Consider the following 16478-nt stretch of genomic DNA (forward strand, 5'->3'; position numbering starts at 1 on the left):
CTTGGCGAAACTTTTCTTATTCTGAACTGTTGAACTTGAGTCACTTTACCTACTTCCTTTCGGCGGGTTAAACGCTATGTGTTTCAAAGTGATTGCGAAACACATATGTGACGGCGAATTGGGCCTTGAAGCGCTGAAAAAGGCCACATTGATTAAGTATCCGGTGTACCCGCAACGGATGTATTGGAGTAACGAAGACCGTGTCGAGTAAGTTCAGCCTGAAATCTCTGATCCTGCTGTCTGTGTTTGCTGTCCTGAGCGCCTGCGCATCCCAGCCGCAGGACCAAGCCGCACGCGGAGAAATCTTTGATCCGTATGAAAACGCCAACCGGGGCATCCACAAATTCAACCTTGGCGTTGACCGGTTTCTGTTTCGTCCCGCCTCGAAAGGCTACGTGAAGATCGTGCCCGACCCGATGGTCACAAGCTTCAACCATTTCGCCGAGAACCTGACCATGCCCGGTCAGGCCCTGGACTATCTTTTGCAGGGCAATATCAAACAGTCCGGCAATGCGCTGCTGCGGTTTCTGATCAATACGACCGTGGGCGGTGTGGGCCTGTCCGACCCGGCAAGCGAATTGAACCTGCCGCCAGTTGACACGGATTTCGGTGAAACCCTGCATGTCTGGGGGGTCGGTGAAGGCGCCTATGTCGAACTGCCCTTCTATGGTCCGTCGACCGCGCGGGACTCGGTCGGTGTGATCGTCAACCTGTTCTCGAACCCGATCAATTTCAGCCCGGTCCGCCCGGTGGACAACATCGGCGTCTATGCCGAAGTTGTGCGCCGGATGGGCGACCGGGGACGGTTTGCAGACACGGTCGACTCGATCCTGTATGAAAGCGCCGACAGCTATGCCCAGGCGCGCACGATCTACCTGCAAAATCGCCGCTTTGAACTGGCCAGAGACGATGAGGACGCCTATCTGGGTCTTTATACTGACCCCTATGCCGAAACCGGAACCGACCCTGTCAGGGACCCCTATCTAGACCCTTACGAGGACCCCTATGCCGAATAACCCTCTGAACAGACGCGATTTTGTTGCCACCGGATTGGCAGGCCTTGCGCTTGCCCTAGTCCCCCTGCCCGCGCTTGCCCAGACCGAAGCCAGTGCCAAGGCTTTGGTTGTCAGCGTTGTTGACGACATCAATCGCGTGATCGCCTCGGGCAAATCCGAAAATGCCATGTTGCGCGATTTTGAAAAGATCTTCGTGCAATATGCCGATGTGCCGATCATGGCGCGTTATGTGCTGGGCGCCGATGGCCGCGCGGCCAGCCCGACGCAGCTGAAACAGTTCACCAAGGCGTTTCAGGGCTACATTTCGACCAAATACGGACGCCGGTTCCGCGAATTCATTGGTGGCGAAGTAACTGTTCGCGACGCGCGGAAAATCAAGGCTGGCTACGAGGTCAGAACCTCGGTCAAGCTAAAGGGATCCGCGCCGTTCGATGTAACCTTTCTGGTCTCGGACAAATCCGGGCGTGACCGGTTCTTCAATATGTTCATCGAAGGGGTGAACATGCTGCTGACCGAACGGACCGAAGTCGGAGCGATGCTGGATGCGCGTGGCGGCGACCTGAACAGGCTGATCAAAGACATGAACCGGCTCAGCTGATCCCATTCGAGAGATCAAAAAAGCGCCGCGCGAAACACTCGCGCGGCGCTTTTTCATTTCAGTTGAGGCGTTCGCCGGTCTCTTCGGCGAAATAAGACACTTTGCTCATGTCGAAGGCCAGGTTCAGCATCTGACCAGCCTGTGCGCTGGTTTCCGCATGCAGGCGCGCCGTGACCTGTTTGCCGCCCAGTTCCGAGACCACATAAGTGTCCGCGCCTGCAGGTTCGACCATATCGACCATGCACGCAGCCTCCTGTACGCCCGCTCCTGCACGAAAGCCTGCTTCGGCGATATCCTCGGGGCGCAGGCCAAGGATCACATCCTTTGGCAGGGACAAGTCGCGGGCATCGTTCAACACCAGCGTCTCGCCCGCTCCGCGCGAGATAGCGATCTGGGTGCCTGACCCAGTGTTCGATGCTTTGGCCGGGATCAGGTTCATCGCGGGCGAGCCCATGAAGTCAGCGACAAACAGGTTGGCCGGATTGTTGTAGATCTCGGCCGGGCTGCCGATCTGCTGCACGATGCCGCCTTTCAGAACGACGATCTTGGTGGCCAGCGTCATCGCCTCGATCTGATCATGGGTCACATAGACGATTGAGGCATCCAGCGTCTGGTGCAACTTCTTGATCTCGGTCCGCATCTCGACCCGCAGCTTGGCGTCAAGGTTGGACAGGGGTTCATCAAAGAGAAACAGCTTGGGATCGCGCACCAGCGCCCGCCCCATCGCCACACGCTGACGTTGGCCACCAGACAACTGGCTGGGACGACGGTTCAGCAACTGCTCGATTTGCAGCAGTGACGCGACATCTTTCAGTTTCGCGTCCTGCGTGGCCTGGTCGACGCCTCGCACCTTCATACCAAAGGTGATGTTTTTGGCGACAGTCATGGTCGGATACAGAGCGTATGATTGGAACACCATCGCGATGTCGCGATCCTTGGGGCTGACATGGGTCATGTCGTTGCCACCGATGGAAAGGGTGCCGCCCGAGATCGGCTCCAGACCTGCAATGCAGTTCAACAGGGTGGACTTGCCGCAGCCCGAGGGGCCGACCAGCACCAGGAAATCGCCCGGTTCGATCGAGATGTTGATGTCCTTCAGAATCTCGGTCGCACCGTAATTCTTATACAGGTTGTTGATATCGAGGATGGGAGCCATGGGTTATCCCTTCACGGAACCGGCGGTCAGGCCGCGGATGAAATACTTACCGGCAACGACATAGACGAGCAGCGTCGGCAGCCCCGCGATGATCGCGGCGGCCATGTCGACGTTGTACTCTTTGACGCCGGTGGTGGAGTTTACGATGTTGTTGAGCGCCACGGTCACGGGCTGCGTGCCCGCCTGGCTGAACGACACGCCGAACAGGAAGTCGTTCCAGATCTGCGTGAACTGCCAGATTACGGTCACCACGATGATGGGCAGCGACAGCGGCAGGAAGATCGACCAGAAAATCCGCAGGAACCCGGCCCCATCGACTCGGGCCGCTTTGGTCAGTTCGGCCGGAATGGTGACATAGTAGTTGCGGAAGAACAGCGTGGTGAAGCCCAGCCCGTAGATCACATGAACGAAGATCAGGCCCGGAATGGTCCCGGCAATGCCCATCATGCCCAACAGGCGCGCCATCGGCAGCAGGACAACCTGGAACGGGATGAAGCAGCCAAACAGCATCAGCGAGAAGATGATGTTCGCGCCCTTGAACCGCCATTGCGCCACGACATAGCCATTCAGCGCACCCAGCAGTGTCGAGATGGCCACGGCAGGCACCGCGATCAGGACCGAGTTCCAGAAATAGGGCCGCAGGCCCTCGCACTGGATACCGGTGCAGGCACCGGACCACGCGGTTTTCCAGGCCTCAAAGCTGACCTCGCGCGGCAGAGAGATCAGGCTGCCTGTGCGGATTTCTTCGAGGCTTTTCAACGATGTGGTCAACATCACGAACAGCGGCATCAAGTAATACAGCGCGAACAGGCCCAGCAGGACATAAAGCAGCCAACGCAGGGCAATCTTGCCGGTGGCACTTTGGGTGCGGGTTTGGGTTTGGGGCATCGACAGATCAGTCATTTTTCGCCCTCAGCTCTGAGTAAAGATAGGGAACCACGATGGCAAAGACGACCAGCATCATGATCATTGCCGACGAAGCCGCCTGACCGATATCGCCACGCGAAAACGCCATGGCGTACATGTAGGTTGCGGGCAGATCGGTCGCGTAGCCCGGACCGCCACCCGTCAGGGCGATGACAAGGTCAAAGCTCTTGATCGCAAGGTGCGCCAGCACGATGAAGGCAGACAGGAAGATCGGGGCCATCGAGGGGATAATGATTGCCGTATAGATGCGCCATGTGGGGATACCATCGACCTGCGCGGCCTTGATGATCTCACCATCCACCGAACGCAAACCGGCCAGGAACAGCGCCATGACAAAGCCCGAGCTCTGCCAGATCGCAGCAATGACGATGGTGTAGATGGCGTAATCCGGGTTCACCAGCCAGTCGAATTCGAAGTTCGGAAAGCCCCAGCCCTGCACCATCGCCTCGATACCCAGGCCCGGGTTGAGGATCCACTTCCACGCGGTACCGGTCACAATCATCGACAGCGCCATGGGGTACAGGTAGATCGTGCGAATGGCCCCTTCGACGCGGATCTTCTGATCCAGCAGAATAGCCAGCAACAGGCCCAGCATCATCGCGATTACGATGAACAGCGCGCCAAAGATATAAAGGTTGTTGATCGCCGTATCCCAACGGGGCGAGTCGAACAGGCGTTCGTATTGAATGAAGCCCTTGATCTCGTATTTCGGCAGAAGCTTCGATCGGGTCAGCGACACCCATGCGGTCCATCCGATAAAGCCGTAGACAAAGATCAATACGGCGATGAACGACGGTGCCAGCACCACCTTGGGCAGGTGGTTTTCCAGCCATTCGGACATTTTTTCCTCCGGGGAAAGATGCTCTGCCCCTCAGTATAGGGGGCAGAGCGTATTGGATCAGTAGCTGTTTGCCACCGCGTCCGCCAGTTGCTGAACCGCGTCAGCCGAGGACATATCCGAGTTGAAATGCGCGGTCACAACGTCGGTGATCGCACCAGCCTGCGCACCGCGCAGAGCCATACCATGCGCGTAAGAAGGCAGAAGCGAACCGCCTGCCGAGGTCGAGCCCATGTCTTCGGCCGAAATTTGCGCGCAGATGTCGAACGCATCCAGTGCAACATCCGTACGGGCCGGGATCGAGCCTTTGTTCAGGTTGAACACTTCCTGGAAGTTCGGCGCAACGATCAGCTTGGCCAGCAGTTCCTGGCCGGCGCGCTTGTCGTCACCTTCCACGTCAAACATGGCAAAGCTGTCGACGTTGTACAGGTAGCCGTCGCCGGGGGTCGAGGCGCACAGGAAGTCCTCGCCGGGCTTCTTGCCAGCCGCCAGGAATTCGCCCTTGGCCCAGTCACCCATGATCTGGAACGCCGCTTCGCCATTCATCACCATGGCGGTGGCCAGGTTCCAGTCACGGCCCGAGAAGTTTTCATCCACGAACCCGCGCAGGGTGCGCATCTGGTCAAAGACCTGAACCATGGTGTCCGAGGTCAGCGTTTCAGGGTCCAGATCAACAAAAGCCTTCTGGTAGAACTCGGGTCCACCCAGACCCAAAGCAACCGCTTCGAACACGGTCGCGTCCTGCCACGCCTGCCCACCATGGGCCAGAGGGATCACACCGGCGGCCAGCAGTTTCTCGGCTGCGGCGTTGAACTCTTCCCACGAGGTGGGCATTTCGATGCCGTTGGCAGCCAGCACATCGGCGTTCGCCCAGATCCAGTCGATGCGGTGGACGTTTACCGGAGCGGCGCACCACGTGCCTTCGCACATCATGTGACCGGCGATCGACGCGGGCAGGACATCCGCCCAGCCTTCGGCCTCGGCCACGTTCGAGATGTCAGCCAGAACGCCTTCTTCGTACCATTCCTGAATGGCCGGGCCTTTCAACTGAACCGCAGTCGGCGCGTTACCAGCCAGAACACGGGCCCGCAGCGCGGTCATTGCCGCATCACCACCGCCGCCGGCAACGGGCATGTCAGTCCAGGTACCGCCATTCGAGGCAAATTCTTCCTGCAGAACGGCGACCGATTTGGCCTCGCCGCCGGATGTCCACCAGTGCAGAACTTCGGCCTGCGGCTCGGCCGTAACCGAGGTGCCTGCGACCACAGCCAGAGTCGAAACTGCGGACAATGCAAAACGTTTCATAAAGGGATCCTCCCAGATACTTTTTTAGCCACCGGATCGGCGGCGATGCGCGATACTACGGATAGCGGATGGCCGTCTGGCAATGATTTTCCGGGGTAAATCCCGGCAACAGTGGAATTTTTCCCACCATTTGTTACAGCCTGTTACGTTGGACTTGAATCTGTTGCCGTTCGTTACAATTGGCGAGCCGGACTGAAACCGTGACAGGGAGGAGAAGCGTGACCATTTCGCGCTTGTTGGTGGTGGATGACGACCCCGAAATGCGGTTGATGATGACCCAGTTTCTGCAACAAAACGGGTTCATCGCACTTCCCGCCAGTTCGGACATGGAGATCCGCACGCATATGTCCTCGGGGCGCATCGACCTTATTCTGCTGGATGTCATGCTGGGGGATGAGAACGGCGTGGACATCTGCGCCCGATTGCGGCGCGAACAGGATGTCCCGATCATATTCGTGTCCGCCTTGTCTGCCGATCATCAGCGCATGGCCGGGTACGAGGTGGGCGCGGACGACTATATCGCCAAGCCTTTCAACCCGCATCTGCTGCTGGCGCGGGTGCGGGCCGTGATGCAGCGGACTCGGCGCACGCCGTCTCTGGCCTATCGCCGCCGCACCCGGACCTTTCGCTTTGCCGGCTGGGTATATGACGGAAAACGGGACGAGGTTTTTTCGCCCGAGGGCTATCTGGTGCCCCTTTCTCAGCGCGAAAGCGCTTTGCTCAAGGTGTTGCTGGCCAATCCGCATATCCCGCTGACCCGGGTCGAGATCGCCGCAGCGTTGGACGTCACCGGTGATGGCGACAAGAGCGAGGCACAGGGCCGCGCCATCGATATGCTGGTGGGACGTCTGCGTTCGAAGATCGAGGCCAATCCCAAAGAGCCGCAAATGCTGCGAACCGAACGGGGGCTGGGATATGTCTTTGCCGCGGACGTTTCGGTGGAAGAGGACGCATGAACAGGCCTGCGTTGCGTCTGCGCAGCCTGGGCTGGATCTGGACAATCGCCGCGTTTTCCGCCGGTTTGGTTTCAGCCGGACTGTGGTTTGCGTCTGCGCAGGCGTGGGAGGGTTTCCTGACGCGGGCGCAAGTTGCGGGCTTCGCGGTCTATGAGGACCTGCGTGTCGGCAAAACCCCGCCCTCCGGCATCACGATAACCCGATTGCCCGTGCCAAGCGCCGCCCTTGCCGAAGTCGGCCGGTTCGAACAACTGCCCGGCATGTCGGACCGCAGTTTTGTCACCAACCTGTCGATCTTCACCGACAGTTCCGCCCCGCTGAGCGGGCGCGAACTGACCCTGGCCGTCATGTCGGACCGCCTGGTTTACCCCGTTTCGGACATTCTCTCGGGCAGTGATCAGACTGGGCCGGAAAAGATGGGCAGCCTGACCCGGCTGCTGGCGACCTATTGCAGCGAACCGGTTCTGATCGCCCGCTTTGGGCGCAGTGCGTGGCAGATGGTGGACGGAACCGACGTCTGGGGCTGCGGTGCCGCACCAGCTGATCTCCGGCTGCCCGCAATTCTGGTGGCCGTTGTTGCGTTGGCGATCCTTCTTACCGCGGTCGGGAATGTCAGCGACACATTTACCCGGTTCTCACACGCACTGCGCGACCGAAAGCGGCGCGGCGGGCCGGACAGCTACGATACCGAGGGCCCAGGCGAACTGCGCGAAATCGTCGAGGCCGTGAACGACCATCTTGATGCGGAACGGGCGCAGCTGGAAAAGCGCGCCATTGTCTTGTCTGGCGTCAGTCACGATCTGGGCACACCGGCTACGCGCGTTCGGTTGCGCGCCGCCCTGATCCCCGACCGAGACCTGCGCGAGAAACTCGAGGCTGACGTGGACCAGATGACCGGAATGATCGAAAGCGTCCTGACTTTGACACGGTCCGAACTCAGTGTCGAGGAGCCACGTCAGATCTCGCTGACGGCGCTGGTTGAAGCCGTGGTGGCCGATTACCAGGACATGGACCGGCCCGTCACCCTGAAACAGGCCGCCCCTGTTCTGGTCGAAGGCGGGCGTTCAGTTTTCATGTCGCGCCGCGGCCACGGCTCGATGCCTGAAACCCGGCGCATTCTGGTTATCGGGCGGCCAATTTCGCTGAAACGCGCATTGACCAATCTGATCGACAATGCTCTGAAATACGGGCGGCAGGCCGAGGTCGGGCTTGCGACAGATGCCCAGACGGCCACCATCACAGTCGAGGACAAAGGCGCCGACCTGAACGCTGCGGATATCGAGGCACTGATGGCACCGTTCCGACGCGGGTCGAATATCGGATCCTCTGACGGCTATGGCCTGGGCCTGACGATCGCCGCAACCATCGCCGAACAGCATGGTGGGACACTTAGCTTCGAGGCCGGAGAACAGGGATTGCGTGCCCGTCTGCACATCACACGGCAATAGTGGTCATTGTCAGATCGTGTAACTGCGCACCAACGCGCTTGCGATCAGGGACCACCCGTCAGCGATGACAAAAAAGGCCAGTTTAAACGGCAGTGACACGGTAGCCGGGGGAACCATCATCATGCCCATCGACATGAGAACCGCTGCGACCACAAGATCAATGATCAGAAACGGCAGGAAAATCAGAAATCCGATCTGAAAGGCCCGCGCAATTTCCGACAGCATGAAAGACGGCATCAGAACAGATGCCGGCGCGTCCGGCGACAGCGCAATCGTGTCGCCGCCCGGACGCAGGGCCGCCATGGCGTGAAACGTGTCCGGGTCGAGTCGTGCGGCCATGAAGGCGCGAAATGGAACCAGCGCACGTTCCACTTCCATTGTCTTTTCAACCATTGGGCGTATTCCGTTTTCCCAGGCCTCGGTGAAAACCGGCTCCATGATGAAATAGGTCAGGAACAGGGCCAAGCTGACAATCAACATGTTCGGCGGTGACTGCTGCAGGCCGATGCCCTGCCGCAATATGGCCAGAACCGTAACCAGAAACGGAAAGCACGTGATCATGATGGCCAGTCCGGGCGCCAGACTCAGCACGGTGATCAACAGGATCAGCTGCACTGTGCGCGCCGAGATCGATCCACCCTCGCCCAGCGACAAGGTCACATCCTGAGCCGCCGCCAAAGACGGGGTCAGCAGCGCCAGCGCCAAGGCAAGCCAGACCAGCGGACGCATCAGCCGATCCCGCGCTGAAGATCCGATATCTCGGTCAGGCGCACGGCCAGTTGACCGGCCTGATCGCCCTCCAATTCTTCCAGAAGCCCCCGCGCAACCAGCTGGTCGCCAACATACAGGTCAACGGGATCCTCGATACGCTTGTCCAGGGTCAGTACCGCGTTTTCGCCCAACGCCAGCAGGTCGCGGATCAATGGCCGCGCCCGACCGACCGAGACCGTCACTTCGATCGGGACGGTTTCAAACGGATTTAATTTGCCCTTATTTAGGGTCTGATTTTCGCTCATTTGACAGTGCCTTTCTTGCCTCGAACAGATAAGCGTCGAATGCGCTGGAAATCGACGCCAGCAAGGCGTTGCAATCCACCTCCTGCTGCGACATGCCAACCTGCAGCCGCGCCGTCCCCGGTTCCAACGATCAATCCTCGATCACTTTTGGGGGTGGGCTCAGACCCGGCGGCACAAGAGCGCCGACACCATTCCCCTGCCCCACAGGAACCAGTATTTGCATGGGCTGACCGATCTGCTCGCCAGCCAATTCGCACAACTGCTCCACCAGACGGGTCCCAAAGCCCCGCTCCAGCGTTTCCGGCAGAACAAGACGGACGAGCCCCTCGAACATCGGCTCAAGCGACAGCGACATCCGGTTCAGCGCCTCGTGATAGGTGAAGGACATGTCTTCAAGCGAGGCGGCCAGCGCAGCGGACGTCCGATCAAGGCTTTGTTCCTGTGCGGTCAGGGCATCCTCCCAACCCGCCTTGTAGCCGTGTTCAAATGCGGCAAGGCGATGCTCTTCCAGCGCCTCCTCGTCCAGCAGATGAACCTGAACACCACTGGCCTGTGCCGAGAAGTCTTCAAGGAGATGGGCGATGGACATCACACAGCCTCCTCACCTTCTTCAAGCCAGCTGCGCAGAATTTCGACTGTTTCTTCCTGCTTTTCACCGATCATTGCGCGCAAGCGGTCAACCGGGTCAGCGCCGGCAGGCGACCCCAGCGCGGGAACCTCTGCCTGCTTCGCCTGACTGGGTATTTGCGCAAACTCTACCCCATCCGCCGTCGCGATTTCACCAACAAGAAACGGAGCGTCCTCAGACTCGGGCCTACGGTCCGCAGGCAAAAGCGCGGTGGCCGCAACCGGCTTTGTCAGAATCGGGCGGATTACAAACAACCCCAGGATCAGAGAGACAATCGCCAGCACCGCCATCTGAATCAGAGACATGGCGTCCAGATGGAGTTTCGGCCAGAAGGAACCGGAAACCAGCACTCCTTTAGGCTCTATCAAAGGCATATCCATCGATTTGAGTGTAATCACGTCGCCCCGCGCAGCGTCGAAACCAACGGCAGACGCGACCAGCTCGCGAAGCGCGTCCAGCTCGGTCTGCGGCAGTGGCACAAAGTTTTCCGTCCCTTCATCCGTCACTTCCCTGAAACCGTTAACGAGAACTGCCACTGTCAGTCTTTTGACCGCCCCAGGGGCGTTGTGCACTTCCAGTTCGGTCTCGGACACTTCGTAATTCACCCGTTCCCGGGTCTGGGTCGCAGTGGAGTTAGATTCGTCACCGCCCGCCGCGTCGCCATCCGGAAGGTTCGACGCGACGGTCACATCCGAGGACTGGTTGCGTGCACTGTCCGTACGTTCTTCTACATCCGTGCTAATCGCCACGCGCGTTTCGGGATCGATGCGGCGTTCGCGGATCGATTCAGTTCTTGTCACCGTATCGACACTGACTTCGACCACTGCGTTTCCCGCACCAACGCGGGCCTCGACCAGGCGCAAAACCCGCTCGCGCAGGGTTCGGGCCTTGTCATCAGCCGTGTCTGCCGCGGCCCGACTTTCCTGCGCGCCGATCACCGCTCCGTTTGAATCGATAACCGCCACGTTTTCCGGGGTCAGGCCACTGACTGCCGACGACACCAGAAAGCGAATGGCACGGGCCTGATCTGCCGTAATCTGACCACCCGAAGGCACCAGATACACCGATGCTGTTGGCGCGGCGCTGCGCTTGAACGGGTTGGAAGAACTGTTTGCGATATGAACACGGGCCTGACTGACATAGGCACTGCCGACGATGGTCCGGGCAAGCTCACCTTCCTTGGCACGCCAGTAGGCGGCATCGAACATCTGCGACGTGGTGCCGAACCCGCTAAGCGAGTCGAGCAGTTCGTACCCGCGGTTGCCGTTTGCAGGCAACCCCTCGCTGGCGAGCGTCATGCGCAGTTCATCCCGCTGCGTTCCGGGGACATAAATCGAACCGCCGCGAATTTCGTATGCAACCCCGCGCTGATCCAGGGCCCGGACAATATCGCCAGCGGCCCCGCTTTCGAGCCCGGCATATAGCAACGTCATCGACGGTGCCGTCACCAGCCGGGACATGGCAAGAACCCCAAGAAAAACCAGCACCACCGCACCGGCGACGACAATTTGCCTACGCCTGTCCAAATTTGCCCAGACAGTTCCGATCTGCTGCACTCTCACCTCCGACTCGCCGACATTCTGCCCGGCGCAACCTCTGTTTGGACGATTGCCCTTAACAATCGGTTAGTCCCTGCGGGGTTATGACGGTGGCCGAACGGATGGATGAGGACGCCATGGCTGACGCAACGGCTGAAGAAAGCGAAGCCCCGGTAAAACCGAGGAAAACGGGCCTAATCGTCGGGGCGGTTTTGGCCGTTCTGGGTGCGGCCGGCGGTTATTTTCTGGCAACGTCCGGCCTGTTGCCGCTGGCTGGCAACGGTACCGAATCCGATGAAGAAACGGCTGAAATCTCTGCCGAAGCAGTGCCCGAGATTGGCTTTGTCGACCTGCCACCCGCGATCATTTCGGTGGATGTCGGCGATTCGCGTCATCTGAGGTTTCATGCCCAGCTTGAAGTGAATGCACCCTACATCGGTGATGTCGAAAAGATGAAGCCCCGCGTCATGGACGTTCTCAATGGTTATCTCCGCGCGATCGAAGTCGAAGACTTGGAGGATTCGCTGGCTTTGATCCGCATTCGTGGACACCTGCTGCGGCGTATCGAAATTGTCGTGGGCAAAGGGCGCGTCCGCGATGTTCTGGTGATGGAATTTGTACTGAATTAGGAGGCGAAATTGGAGCTGATTGCGGATATTTTGCTTGTTGCAGGCGCGCTTGGCGCCGGTCTGTATTGTTTTGTACTGTCGCGGCGGCTCCGGAAATTCATTGATCTGGAGCAGGGTGTCGGTGGTGCCGTGGCGGTTCTGTCCTCGCAGGCGGACGCGCTAAAAAGATCGCTTGAGTCGGCCCGGTCTGCCTCCGATCAGTCCGGAGTTGCTTTAAAAGACCTGTCCCAGCGTGCCGAGTCCGTAGCCGGGCGGCTCGAGCTGATGATGGCTTCAATGCACGACATTGTCCCGGACGAGGACAACGTTGGCCCAGGTCCGGAAGACCCTGAGCCCGGTGAAGCCGAGACAGAAAACTCCGCGATTGAACCGGCGGTGGATTCGGAGACCCCGGCGCCACAGGGTCCCACGAAGCAACCGGATACGGAGAAACACGAGGATTTCGAGGTCGCACCTCAGCCTAAGGGACAGCCGGAAGGTCTGATGTTTTTCAGGCATGCCCGCAAATCAGGCGAGGCTACGCCATGAAATAACGAAAAACGCCAAGCAGGCGGGGTCGGTCTCGTGGCGGAGTATTGACTGTGATTTCCTTGCTGATGGTCGGGTCCGCTGTGATCCGATTGGGTCTGGAAGCCGGCCCCGCCCTTGCAAAGGCTGCCGACCCGTCTCAGCCACTGCTGCAACCTGCTTCTCAAAAGGCACCGGGTGTTCAGGTTCTGCTGACCGAACTGCTTCGCCGGGAAGAACAGCTGGTACAACGTGAAAACACCCTTCTGAATAGGGAAAAGGCCTTGGAAATAGCAGATCAGGCCATCGAATCCCGCCTGATTGCCCTGCAGCAGGCGGAACAGGACCTGCGAGCCACTTTGGCCATCGCCGACACGGCCGCCGAAAGCGATCTGAGCAAGCTTACGGACATGTACCAAAGCATGAAGCCGAAAGACGCCGCCGCATTATTCGAAACTATGAACCCGGTGTTCTCTGCAGGTTTTCTGGCCCGAATGCCTTCCGATGCTGCGGCCGGCATTCTTTCCGGGCTCCCGCCCGAGGTCGCCTACACGGTGAGCGTCGTGATGGCAGGCCGCAACGCATCGGCCCCCGAAGAATGATGAAACTATTGGTCACACCCGCAACACATTTTGCCGGAGAACGCAGATGATCGGACTTGTAGGAATCATCGTCATTTTCGTCATGGTTTTCGGCGGCTATCTCGCGGCTGGCGGCAAGATGGCTATCATTATGAAATCATTGCCTTTTGAAATGATGATGATCGGCGGAGCCGCTGTTGGGGCATTTCTGATCAGCAACGACATGAGCGCGGTCAAGCATACCGCCAAAGACATGGGAAAGGTATTCAAGGGACCCAAATGGAAACCGCAGGATTACCGCGACCTGCTGTGCCTTTTGTTTTCCCTGATCCGCATGGCCAAAGCCAACCCGGTCGAGGTTGAGCAGCATATCGAAGAACCCGAAAACTCTACACTGTTTTCTGCATATCCGAAAATTCAGGCAGACCAGGAAGCGGTGGATCTTATCTGTGACACGATGCGATCAGCGGCCATGAATTATGACGATCCGCATCAGGTGGAAGAAGTGCTGGAAAAACGGATGGAGGCCAATTTCCACCACGCCATGCATTCCAGCCACGCGTTGCAGACCGTGGCCGACGGGCTGCCAGCGCTGGGAATTGTCGCGGCGGTTCTGGGTGTGATCAAGACGATGGGATCGATCGACCAGCCACCCGAAGTTCTGGGAAAGCTGATCGGCGGCGCCCTGGTCGGCACGTTTCTGGGTGTCTTTCTTGCCTATGGCCTAGTCGGACCGTTCGTGGGGAAACTGAAAGCCGTGGTCGAGGAGGACAACCATTTCTACCAACTGATCAAAGAGGTTCTGGTTGCCAACCTGCACAACCACAACGCTGCAATGTGTATTGAAGTCGGACGACAAAACACGCCAACGCACAACCGCCCCGGCTTTGCCGAACTGGAGGATGCGCTGAAGGAACTCAAACAGGCGGCGGCATGATCCGGGGTGCTCTTCTCGCTATTTCTCTGTTCGTGGTCGCCAATTGTGCCGCGGCACAATCCGTCACGGTTCGATCCGGCGAACATGACGGGCACACGCGGCTTGTCGCGCAGGTTCCTCATGGAACCGAGTGGGCTTTGACCCAGAAAAAGAACGGTGCGCGTCTGAAGGTGGCCATTGACGATGTCAGGTTCGAAACAGGGTCTGTCTTTGCCCGACTCTCAAGCGCCCGTTTGAGCACGCTTTCTCAGGCTCGGTCTGGTGCCGAATTGGACATGGAATTCGGGTGTGACTGTGCCGCGTCTGCCTTTCTGTATCAGGGCACGATGATCGTCATCGATATTGCCCCAGTGGATGTCCTGCCACCACTTGGCCCATTGTTGGTGTCCGTGCCAGACATCTCGCAGGGTTTCGAGCAAGAACAATCCGCGTCTGACCGGGCGCCAAAGCCATTTGCACTACCGCTTCTTGAACAGGGATTGCAAAGAATAGAAGAACGGCTTTCTACGCGGTTCGTGCAAGGCGCGGATCGCGACGTCCTTGACCTGAACCTTGCCGGCCAGGGACCGCGCCGGGTGCCTGAGGTCCACGATTTGGAAGATTTGCCGGACCTGGAGCCGAACTTCCGGGTTTCGTCAGTGCTGGAGGACTTGCCGGGCTTTCCGGTGCCGGACATTCAACCGGTGCCATCGCGCCCGGCCTGTCTGACGCGCGCGGAAATCGGGTTTGATAGCTGGTCAGATGGGCGTTCCTTTTCCGAACAGATAGCCGATCTACGAGTCGGACTCTTTGAAGAGTTTGATCGTGTGGATTCGGAAACTGTCATGAAACTGGCAAGACTATACGCTTTCCACGGTTTCGGAATCGAGGCTTTACAGGTGCTGGATCTGACCACTTCGCAATCTTCCGATAGGGACCGGATCGCGGCCATTGCCCGGATCATTGACGATCAGACAGTCGCTGAACCGAACCCGTTCGAAAGCCTTCAAAGGTGCACCAGTGACGCGGCGTTGTGGTCGGTGTTAAGTGAACAGACACTACGGTCCGATGCTGATCTGGAGGCCATTGAACAAGCTTTCCCGCGCCTGCCGGACCATCTGCAGCGCCACTTCGGCCCGTCATTGGCGAATATCCTGGTGGAAGGCCAGAAACTTGAGGCGGCGCGGCGGATCCTGCGGACAATCGACAGAGTTGAGCCCGAAAGCCGGCCTGAGGTCAGTCGCGCGAAAGCTGCGGTTGCCAGTGCTGAAGGGGATGACCCGCAAACAGAGGCTTTACTGAACGAAGTCATCTCGTCACCGGATGCCGTGCTGGAAGCCCCGCTGGCGCTGGCGCAACTGATAGAAAAACGCTGGGGGGAAAGGGGTGCGGTCTCGGCTCAGGAAGTCGATCTGGCGGCAGCATATGTGCTGGAGTTCCGGAGATCGGAAATTGGGTCAATGATGTTGCAAGCCCATGCAGTGGCGCTGAGCCTGAGTGACCAGTTCGATGCGGCGGTGGATCTTGCCGAAAGCCTGCCTGCGAGTGAAGGCAGGGCGGGAACGCTGAACCAGGTTATGTTGATGGTGGCGGAACGCTCGGATGACGTGACATTCCTGCGCCGAACCCTAGGCTTGGCGGATGACTTCGTGTCGGATCTGAGCACCGAAACTGCCATCGCACTTTCCGATCGGCTGGCGATGCTCGGGTTTGCTTCAAAGGCCCATTTCTTCGCCAGCCGTCCGCAAGACAGTATCAAACGGTCGGAGCGTGCAAGACTGAGGGCTCGCGCGGCCTTGCTGGGCGGGCGTCCTCATCAAGCCATGCTCGAGCTTGCCGACGATGATAGCGTTCAAGCCGACCTTCTTCGGATTGAGGTGGCCCGTATTGTCGGAGATTTCGAAAAAGCCGGTGAACTATCGAAGAAGCTTGGGACGCTGAATGAAGCCGATAGGTATTTCTGGCTGGCCAATCTGACAGATCAAACAGCAGATCAAAACGGGCAGTTCGCAAAGATTGCCGCAACGACGCGGGCTTTGGCAAATCAACCAGCACGAAACCCGGCCAAACCGCTGGCAGATGCGGCATATCTTTTGAAAGATAGTGAAGATACGGGCCAAAAGATTGCCGAGTTGCTTGCCGCGCTTGATCCTTAACGAAAGCCACTGCCCACGATTGCATGAGTAGATCAAGGGAATAGGCGCATCGGCTGTTCGATCACAAACAGCACTGTTATGCTGTGGGAAAGGTAACTTTGGTCTTACCGGGCTTAATCTCTCCTTACCTTTTGGCAGCACTTTCTCGGTCGATTGATCTTGATGTACAGAGTCTAAGGTTTCGAGAAGCAGTAAGCTTCGATCAAATTTCATTTAGCAGACTGATCAAAAGCAGGCCGATCCGGGCACAATACAATTTGCGC

The 16478-nt window shown here is 58.6% G+C and carries 17 protein-coding genes; 9 read left to right on the top strand and 8 right to left on the bottom strand.

What is annotated here, in order from left to right; genetic code table 11:
* Nucleotides 1-200 precede the first annotated feature (200 nt).
* Both ACR0MI_RS04355 and ACR0MI_RS04360 read left to right on the top strand, forming a co-directional pair.
* Entirely contained in the window at nucleotides 201-1016 is an 816-nt protein-coding gene (locus ACR0MI_RS04355) for an MlaA family lipoprotein (protein ID WP_480441004.1), read from the top strand.
* Nucleotides 1006-1614: an MlaC/ttg2D family ABC transporter substrate-binding protein gene (locus ACR0MI_RS04360; protein WP_170612982.1), complete on the top strand. Its 609-nt coding sequence runs from the start codon at nucleotides 1006-1008 to the stop codon at nucleotides 1612-1614. Before ACR0MI_RS04355 ends, ACR0MI_RS04360 begins: the two co-directional genes overlap by 11 nt.
* Nucleotides 1615-1672: 58 nt before the next feature.
* Here ACR0MI_RS04360 and ACR0MI_RS04365 read toward each other — a convergent pair whose 3' ends face one another.
* From ACR0MI_RS04365 to ACR0MI_RS04380, 4 genes are read right to left on the bottom strand one after another with little or no spacing between them, the layout of a single operon-like run.
* Nucleotides 1673-2770, bottom strand: coding sequence for a sn-glycerol-3-phosphate ABC transporter ATP-binding protein UgpC (locus ACR0MI_RS04365; protein ID WP_170612980.1), 1098 nt, complete (start codon nucleotides 2768-2770; stop codon nucleotides 1673-1675).
* Nucleotides 2771-2773: 3 nt separating this feature from the next.
* Nucleotides 2774-3673, bottom strand: coding sequence for a carbohydrate ABC transporter permease (locus tag ACR0MI_RS04370; RefSeq protein WP_170612978.1), 900 nt, complete (start codon nucleotides 3671-3673; stop codon nucleotides 2774-2776).
* The gene (locus tag ACR0MI_RS04375; protein WP_170612976.1) at nucleotides 3666-4538 is read right to left on the bottom strand and encodes a carbohydrate ABC transporter permease; all 873 of its coding nucleotides are present in this window, start codon (nucleotides 4536-4538) and stop codon (nucleotides 3666-3668) included. Before ACR0MI_RS04375 ends, ACR0MI_RS04370 begins: the two co-directional genes overlap by 8 nt.
* Nucleotides 4539-4595: 57 nt before the next feature.
* The gene (locus tag ACR0MI_RS04380) at nucleotides 4596-5840 is read right to left on the bottom strand and encodes an ABC transporter substrate-binding protein (RefSeq protein WP_170619080.1); all 1245 of its coding nucleotides are present in this window, start codon (nucleotides 5838-5840) and stop codon (nucleotides 4596-4598) included.
* 218 nt (nucleotides 5841-6058) lie between these two features.
* Between ACR0MI_RS04380 and ACR0MI_RS04385 the strand changes: the two genes are divergently transcribed.
* A complete protein-coding gene (locus ACR0MI_RS04385) occupies nucleotides 6059-6796 on the top strand; it encodes a response regulator transcription factor (RefSeq protein WP_170612972.1) in 738 nt (245 codons plus the stop codon).
* Nucleotides 6793-8244 (top strand): ATP-binding protein, encoded by a 1452-nt coding sequence (locus tag ACR0MI_RS04390; RefSeq protein ID WP_170816830.1) that lies wholly within the window; start codon nucleotides 6793-6795, stop codon nucleotides 8242-8244. The genes ACR0MI_RS04385 and ACR0MI_RS04390 overlap by 4 nt, the downstream gene beginning before the upstream one ends.
* A 9-nt stretch (nucleotides 8245-8253) precedes the next feature.
* On the opposite strand, the gene fliP is transcribed toward ACR0MI_RS04390, so the two are convergent.
* The 4 genes from fliP to fliF form a co-directional block, all read right to left on the bottom strand.
* Complete coding sequence (fliP, locus tag ACR0MI_RS04395; protein WP_170612968.1) at nucleotides 8254-8973, bottom strand: flagellar type III secretion system pore protein FliP; 720 nt, start codon at nucleotides 8971-8973, stop codon at nucleotides 8254-8256.
* The gene (locus tag ACR0MI_RS04400; RefSeq protein WP_170612966.1) at nucleotides 8973-9260 is read right to left on the bottom strand and encodes a FliM/FliN family flagellar motor C-terminal domain-containing protein; all 288 of its coding nucleotides are present in this window, start codon (nucleotides 9258-9260) and stop codon (nucleotides 8973-8975) included. Before ACR0MI_RS04400 ends, fliP begins: the two co-directional genes overlap by 1 nt.
* A 130-nt stretch (nucleotides 9261-9390) precedes the next feature.
* Nucleotides 9391-9849, bottom strand: a complete 459-nt coding sequence (locus ACR0MI_RS04405; protein WP_480441000.1) for an ABC transporter ATP-binding protein — start codon at nucleotides 9847-9849, stop codon at nucleotides 9391-9393.
* Nucleotides 9849-11444, bottom strand: coding sequence for a flagellar basal-body MS-ring/collar protein FliF (gene fliF / locus ACR0MI_RS04410; RefSeq protein WP_170612964.1), 1596 nt, complete (start codon nucleotides 11442-11444; stop codon nucleotides 9849-9851). Before fliF ends, ACR0MI_RS04405 begins: the two co-directional genes overlap by 1 nt.
* A 119-nt stretch (nucleotides 11445-11563) precedes the next feature.
* On the opposite strand from fliF, the gene ACR0MI_RS04415 reads away from it, so the two are divergent.
* The 5 genes from ACR0MI_RS04415 (at nucleotide 11564) to ACR0MI_RS04435 (ending at nucleotide 16215) form a co-directional block, all read left to right on the top strand.
* Nucleotides 11564-12055 (top strand): flagellar basal body-associated FliL family protein, encoded by a 492-nt coding sequence (locus ACR0MI_RS04415; protein WP_170612962.1) that lies wholly within the window; start codon nucleotides 11564-11566, stop codon nucleotides 12053-12055.
* 9 nt (nucleotides 12056-12064) lie between these two features.
* On the top strand, nucleotides 12065-12583 hold the full coding sequence (locus ACR0MI_RS04420) for a hypothetical protein (RefSeq protein WP_480853744.1): 519 nt from the start codon (nucleotides 12065-12067) through the stop codon (nucleotides 12581-12583).
* 68 nt (nucleotides 12584-12651) lie between these two features.
* Nucleotides 12652-13164 (top strand): MotE family protein, encoded by a 513-nt coding sequence (locus ACR0MI_RS04425; protein WP_480853889.1) that lies wholly within the window; start codon nucleotides 12652-12654, stop codon nucleotides 13162-13164.
* A gap of 46 nt (nucleotides 13165-13210) precedes the next feature.
* The gene (gene motA, locus ACR0MI_RS04430) at nucleotides 13211-14080 is read left to right on the top strand and encodes a flagellar motor stator protein MotA (protein ID WP_170612956.1); all 870 of its coding nucleotides are present in this window, start codon (nucleotides 13211-13213) and stop codon (nucleotides 14078-14080) included.
* Nucleotides 14077-16215: a hypothetical protein gene (locus tag ACR0MI_RS04435; RefSeq protein ID WP_480853747.1), complete on the top strand. Its 2139-nt coding sequence runs from the start codon at nucleotides 14077-14079 to the stop codon at nucleotides 16213-16215. Before motA ends, ACR0MI_RS04435 begins: the two co-directional genes overlap by 4 nt.
* Nucleotides 16216-16478: the final 263 nt, after the last annotated feature.

Source organism: Ruegeria sp. D4, assembly GCF_056534475.1.